The 2,787-nt window shown below is 56.9% G+C and carries 3 protein-coding genes; all 3 read left to right on the forward strand.

Features of this window, described 5'->3' with window-relative positions:
- Positions 1 to 398, forward strand: a 398-nt coding sequence (locus tag RI563_RS11955; protein WP_310694611.1) for a hypothetical protein, incomplete at its 5' end; no start/stop codon positions are given.
- 46 nt (positions 399 to 444) lie between these two features.
- Positions 445 to 906 (forward strand): host attachment protein, encoded by a 462-nt coding sequence (locus tag RI563_RS11960; protein WP_310694612.1) that lies wholly within the window; start codon positions 445 to 447, stop codon positions 904 to 906.
- Between the two features lie 46 nt (positions 907 to 952).
- Positions 953 to 2,755 carry an adenosylcobalamin-dependent ribonucleoside-diphosphate reductase gene (locus RI563_RS11965; RefSeq protein WP_310694613.1) on the forward strand — a complete coding sequence of 601 codons (1,803 nt, stop codon included), beginning with the start codon at positions 953 to 955 and terminating at the stop codon, positions 2,753 to 2,755.
- The last annotated feature ends 32 nt before the right edge of the window (positions 2,756 to 2,787 follow it).

A 2,787-nucleotide genomic window follows, 5' to 3' on the forward strand; every position in this document is an offset into this window, starting at 1 on the left:
CGCATTCCTTATATATATTCGACGACAATCTGGAGCCCGCGCTCTACGACAGTCCCGATTTTGTAAACTCGGTACGACGCATCGCCACGAGCGATGCCAATGCGACGATACGGATTCTGTTTTATTCCCCCGAAAAACTGTTCCAGCGCTGCCATCATCTGCCCGAATTGACCCGGCGCCTGAGCAGTCGCGTTGAAATTCGCCAGCTCTCCCGGGCCTACAATCACGCGTTTTTTGTTGCCGACGGATGCGGTGTGGTAGACCGGCGCGTGGCCAGTCGTTTCGAGGGGGTCGCCAATTTTAATGACCCGGGTTGGGCCGCTGAACTGATGGCGTTCTTCAACACCACCTGGGAGATGAGTAGCCGAAATTTGGAACTGCAAGCGTTGCAGATTTAGCCCGACGCTTCGTTTTTATTGACATCCAACGATGGAGGAGTCACGTATGACCAAGACCTGGATTCTGGTAGCCGATAGCAGCCGCGCACGTCTTTTTTCCGCTGACACGGCGTCCTCACCACTGGTTGAACTGGAGACATTTACCCACCCTGCCAGCCGACAACATGAACAGGACATCACCTCCGATCTGCCGGGCAAGCAAAATGGCAAAGGGATCAATGGCAGCGCGGCCCATGCCATGTCCCAGGAAACCGATCCCAAACGCCAGGAAGCGATCAACTTTTCCCGTGAGATCGCCCAACACATCAACAAGGCCCACAACAAGAACAAGTTCAGGCAACTGATTATCGTGGCAGCACCCAACTTTCTCGGTCTGTTGCGCGACAACCTGAACGACAGCACCAGGCGCAGTCTGACCCTGCAACTGGATAAAAATCTGACTCAGCAAAATCCGCAAGCCATTCGAAAACATCTGCCCGAGTATTTACCTAACCTGGAATTGCATTGACCCGCGACGCAGGCCGGTGACAAACCGGCCTGTTACGTTACGCCCCATGTCGGACGATATCAGCGCTCATATCTGGAATACCAAATATCGCTACTACCGCGACGGGACCGCGGTGGACCGGGTTATGGCGGATACCTGGCAGCGCGTCGCCCTTGCCGCGGCTCAGGCGGAAAGTCACGATATCGATGCCTGGCAACAGCGGTTTTATCAACTGCTGGATGATTTTCATTTTCTGCCCGGCGGCCGGATTCTGGCCGGTGCCGGCACGGACATGGATGTCACGCTGTTTAACTGCTTTGTGATGGGTACGATCGACGATTCCATGGACGGGATCTTTGATGCGCTCAAGGAAGCCGCCATTACCATGCAACAGGGTGGCGGCGTCGGTTATGACTTTTCCACCCTGCGGCCACGCGGGTTTGTGGCGCATCATCGTGGCACGGTCGCCTCGGGGCCGGTCTCCTTCATGCGTATCTGGGATGCCATGTGCGCCACGGTGCTCTCCACCGGCGCGCGACGCGGTGCCATGATGGCGACCCTGCGTTGCGATCATCCCGATATCGAGGAATTTATCCAGGCCAAGCAACAGGCCGGCACCCTCACCCGCTTCAATCTTTCCGTGCTGGTCAGCGACAAATTCATGCAGGCGGTCAGCGCGGATGCCGACTGGCCGCTGATCTTTCCGCGGGATGAGCAGGATCCTGAACCCGCCGATCTCCACTGTGAATGGCCGGGTTATTCCGGCCCGGTTCCCTGCCGGATTGTACGAACAGTACGGGCCCGCCGTCTCTGGCAACAGATCATGCGCAGTACCTACGAGTATGCCGAGCCCGGGGTGTTGTTTACCGATCACATCAATCGGGAAAACAACCTGCAGTACCGGGAAACCATCACCGCGACCAATCCCTGTGGTGAAATCCCCTTGCCCCCGTATGGCGCGTGCAATCTCGGGTCATTGAACCTGCCCCGCTATATCGACGCGCCCTTCAGCGAGAAGGCCGCCATCAACTGGGCGAAGCTGCAACATCACACCCGCACTGCCGTCCGTTTTCTGGATAACATCATCGATGTCTCCCGTTATCCGCTGGTCCGGCATCAGGCTTATGAAACCGGCAGCCGGCGCATCGGGCTCGGAGTGACCGGCCTGGCCGATGCGCTGATCATGCTGGGATTGCGTTATGACAGCGACACGGGACGTCAACAGGCGGCCGATATCCTGCAATGCCTGCGCGATGAGGCCTACGCCGCCTCCATTGAACTGGCCCGGGAAAAAACACCCTTCGCGTTTTATCAGCCACAGGCGTATCTACACAGTCCGTTCATCCAGCGTCTTCCCGAGAAGCTGCAAAAGCTTATCCGGCAACATGGCATTCGCAACAGCCATCTGCTGGCCATTGCCCCCACCGGTACGATCAGCCTGCTGGCCGGTAATGTTTCCAGTGGTATCGAACCGGTTTACGATCTGCAGGCCAATCGACAGGTCCTGGATCAGGCGGGGGAATTTCAGAACTTTCAGGTCCGCGATTATGCCTGGCAAAGCTGGCAGGCCAGCCACGGCGACACTCCCCTGCCCGACTATTTTCAAACCGCGCTGCACATTGCTCCCGAAGATCATCTGAAGATGCAGGCACAACTGCAGCCCTATGTGGATAACGCCATCTCCAAAACCATCAATGTCCCGCAGGATTACCCGTTTGAAGCGTTTGTCGATCTCTATCGCCTGGCCCACGACAGCGGGTTAAAAGGTTGTACCACCTATCGCCCCAACCCGGTAACCGGCGCCATACTCAGCAGCGACGATATTCAAAGTACGCACCATTGCTGTAGTATTGAACGTGAAGCGGATTGAACTGCAATCCCTGTCAGTCCGCGAATGAACGC

Source organism: Thiohalophilus sp., from assembly GCF_031581315.1.
Taxonomy (GTDB): Bacteria; Pseudomonadota; Gammaproteobacteria; order UBA6429; family Thiohalophilaceae; genus Thiohalophilus.

Coding starts and splice junctions, on each gene's coding strand:
- RI563_RS11965 (WP_310694613.1), top strand. CDS start 953: ATGTCGGACGATATCAGCGCTCATATCTGGAATACCAAATATCGCTAC.
- RI563_RS11960 (WP_310694612.1), top strand. CDS start 445: ATGACCAAGACCTGGATTCTGGTAGCCGATAGCAGCCGCGCACGTCTT.